This window comes from Streptomyces sp. NRRL WC-3549, assembly GCF_000721935.1.
Taxonomy (GTDB): Bacteria; Actinomycetota; Actinomycetes; order Streptomycetales; family Streptomycetaceae; genus Streptomyces.
Genome location: NZ_KL585412.1, coordinates 53,086 through 56,304, shown reverse-complemented (window position 1 = coordinate 56,304; position 3,219 = coordinate 53,086). Strand labels below are relative to the sequence as shown.

Genomic DNA, 3,219 nt, shown 5'->3' with positions numbered 1-3,219 from the left:
GCGGCCCGCAGCGCGGCCTCCGGGTCGGCGCCGTCCTCCTCGGCGCGTACGGCCAGGGCGAGCAGCCGGTGGCCGACGGAGTCACCGGACGGGAGCGGGACGTCGACCCCCGCCTGACGGGCCCGGCTGCCGAGCTTCGCCGCCAGGGCGAGCGCCGGCTGGCCCAGCGGCACCCCGTCGGTGACCGACTCCCGCTGCTTCTCGACGGCCTTGGTGCGCAGCCAGTGCGCGCGGACGTCGTCCGGGGTCTCCGCGCTCTCGTCGCCGAAGACATGGGGGTGGCGGCGGATCAGCTTGTCGACGAGGGTGGCCACGACGTCGTCGACGGCGAACGGCTCGTCCGGGTCCTCCTCGGCGATCCGGGCGTGGAAGACCACCTGGAGCAGGACGTCCCCGAGCTCCTCGCGCAGCTCCTCGCGATCACCGGCCTCGATGGCCTCCACCAGCTCGTAGGCCTCCTCGATCGCGTACCTGGCGAGGCCCCGGTGGGTCTTCTGCGAGGTCCACGGGCACTCCAGCCTGACCCGGTCCATGACCTGGACCAGGTCCAGGAACCGGGCGCCCGGCAGGTCGTACGAGCCGGGCAGCAGCTCCAGGTCCGGCATCTGCACCCGGCCCGAGCCCCCGAGCCGGGCCAGGCCGTCGGTGAGCGGCCGGTTTCCCTCGCCGCCCACCAGCACCACCACGGTCCGGCCGCCCGCGCAGTCGTCCACCAGCTCCTCGGCCGTCGGCACCAGGTGTTCGACGCTCACACCCGCCTCACGCAGGTACGGCAGCTGCGGGTGGTCCGCCTCGGCGCACAGCACCCGGTCGGCGGCGTGCAGCGTCTGCCAGGCGGGCCAGGACAGCAGTCCGGGGGCGACCCGGTGGCTTGCGGTGAGCAGGACGACACGGCCGGGAGCTTCAGCGTTCACACGCCGAACCTACCGCGACCGGGCGGGCGGGCGCCGCGCGTCCCCGGTCAGGCTCCGGCCTCGGGCTCCTGCTGCCCGAAGGTGGTGACCTGGGTGATCCACGGGGCGTCGTAGGTGCTCAGCTGCACCTTCGCGTCGTCCCAGCTGCCGTACCGCGGGTTGACGTCGATGTGCAGGGCCTTCGATGCCTTGGTGAGCGCCTCGCCGACGACCTGCTGGCCGGCCGGGCTCTGCAGGTCCGCGCCGAGCGCCTGGGCCAGTTTGGGGAGCTGGACCTCCTTGCGGAGGTCCTCCTCGATCTGGCCGGGGGCGACCCAGCGCTGCTCCAGCATCACCGTCCGCAGCCCCGCGTCGCCGCCGGACTGCGCGGTGGCCGCCGTGCGGACCTGCTGGACCTCCTTGCGGCTGACATCGACGCCGGCGTCCTTCGCGGCACGGTCCAGGACACGGCCGAAGATCAGGCTGTGCAGCTTGGCCCGGGTCAGCTGCCCCGACTGCTTCACCAGCTGTTCGGACCGTTCGGACGCCTCCTGGGCGCTCCGTACGTCCGCCGCCTGCGCCTGGACGGCGGAGACCTCGATCCGCTCCCCGCCGACCACGGCCGCGGCCCCTGGATGCGCCTCACCGCCGCAGGCGGAGAGGAGCGGCGCCGCGACGAGCGTTGCGGCGGTTACGGCGAGCGCGGTGCGACGGCGGCGGTGCAAAGGAGCCTCCCGGGGAGAGATTGTGCATCGGTGCACAAGGCCTTGCGTTGATCGATGTTAGGCAGTGGAACTGGCTGGGGCCACTGATTCGACCAACGATTCGGGAGGAGTTGGGGATGCGGGCCGTCCGGTGCCCGTCCGGGCCGGTGTTCAGCCGCCCCGGACGACCTGTTGGTGGCTGAGCTGCCGGCGCAGCTCCGCCGGCAGCGGGTGGTGGGGCCCGTAGGACCGCTCGGCGTCGTACAGCAGGGCCTGCAACTGGGCGCGTCCCGCCGCGTGGTCGCCGATCGCGAGCAGCAGGTGGCCGATGCGGTGCCGGATGTCGAAGGCGCGGCCGGGGTCGGCCGCCGGTGCCGCGTAGGCGTTCTCGTAGTACGGCAGGACCGCGCGGTACTCGGCGAGCGCGGCGGCGGCCTCGCCGAGCTGTTCCAGGCACTGCGCGGCGTCGTAGCGGAACTGGAGGGTCTGGGCGTCGGCCGGTCCGGCCTCCGCGGCGCGGTCGTCGGCGAGGCGGCGCAGCTCGGGCAGGGCGCGGCGGTACTGCCCGTCGTCCATGAGGGTGGCGGCGTACTGCTTGCGCAGGATCCGCACCACCGGGGAGCGTTCGCCGTGTTCGGCGGCGGCGGCCGGGAGGATGCCGCCCAGGATGTCGACGGCCTGGGTGATCCGGCCCTCGCTCAGCAGCTGCTTGACCTCGTCGACCGCCTTCGCGACGTCCGGCCCGGCGGGCGCCGCGGGGGCGCCGGCGGCCGGGGGCGGCTGCTGGGCGGGGACGGCGGCGGGCGGGGCGGCCGGCCGGTCCGGCCAGGGCGCCTGGGGGCGCAGGAACGGGCGGGTCGGGTCGAGGGGACCGGCCGGGTCCCCCTGGGCGGGCAGCAGCGGACGCAGCGCCTCGTACACCTCCTGGGCGGAGGCCGGACGGTGCTGCGGGTCCTTGGCGAGCAGCCGCAGCACGAGGGCCTCCAGCGCCTCGGGGACCTCGGGCCGGAGGTGGCGGACCGGGATCGGCGGTTCGTAGAGGTGGCGGTGGAGCACGCCGAGGGCGGTGGATCCGGCGAACGGCACGTTCCCGCTGAGCAGTTCGTGCAGGAGCACCCCGAGCGCGTACAGGTCGGTGTACGGGCCGACGGCTCCGCCCATCGCCTGCTCCGGCGCCATGTACGCCGGGGAGCCGATCGGTGAACCGGTGTGCGTCAGCCGGGTGGTGTCGGAGTCCAGGACGGAGGCGACCCCCAGGTCGAGCACGGTGACGGTGCCGTCGGGCCGGACCATGGCGTTGCGCGGTTTCAGGTCGCGGTGGACGATCGGCACGGCGTGCACGGCCGAGAGCACGGCGCACAGCTGGGCGGCGACCGCGACGGCCCAGGGCCAGGGGTAGGGGTCGTGCTCGGCGAAGTGGTCGGCGAGGTCGGCGCCTTCGACGTACTGCATGACGAGGTAGAGGTCGTCGCCGTCGCCGCCCGCGTCGTGCACGGTGACCAGGCCGGGGTGGTCGACCTGGGCGGTGACCCGGCACTCCCGCACGAACCTGCGGCGCAGTTCGTCGGCGGCGTCGCCGCCCAAGGGGCCGGCGACCCGGTCGGGGCGCAGCAGCTTCACCG

3 protein-coding genes are annotated in these 3,219 nt (G+C 74.6%); all 3 read right to left on the bottom strand.

Annotated elements, in window-relative coordinates; all coding sequences use genetic code 11:
* On the bottom strand, positions 1-914 hold a 914-nt coding region (locus IH13_RS0120660), incomplete at its 3' end, for a nucleoside triphosphate pyrophosphohydrolase (protein WP_031086581.1).
* A 47-nt stretch (positions 915-961) separates the two neighbouring features.
* Positions 962-1,618: a SurA N-terminal domain-containing protein gene (locus IH13_RS0120655; RefSeq protein ID WP_031086579.1), complete on the bottom strand. Its 657-nt coding sequence runs from the start codon at positions 1,616-1,618 to the stop codon at positions 962-964.
* A 150-nt stretch (positions 1,619-1,768) separates the two neighbouring features.
* Positions 1,769-3,219: serine/threonine-protein kinase (locus IH13_RS0120650; protein WP_031086577.1), on the bottom strand; the 1,451-nt coding region annotated here is incomplete at its 5' end.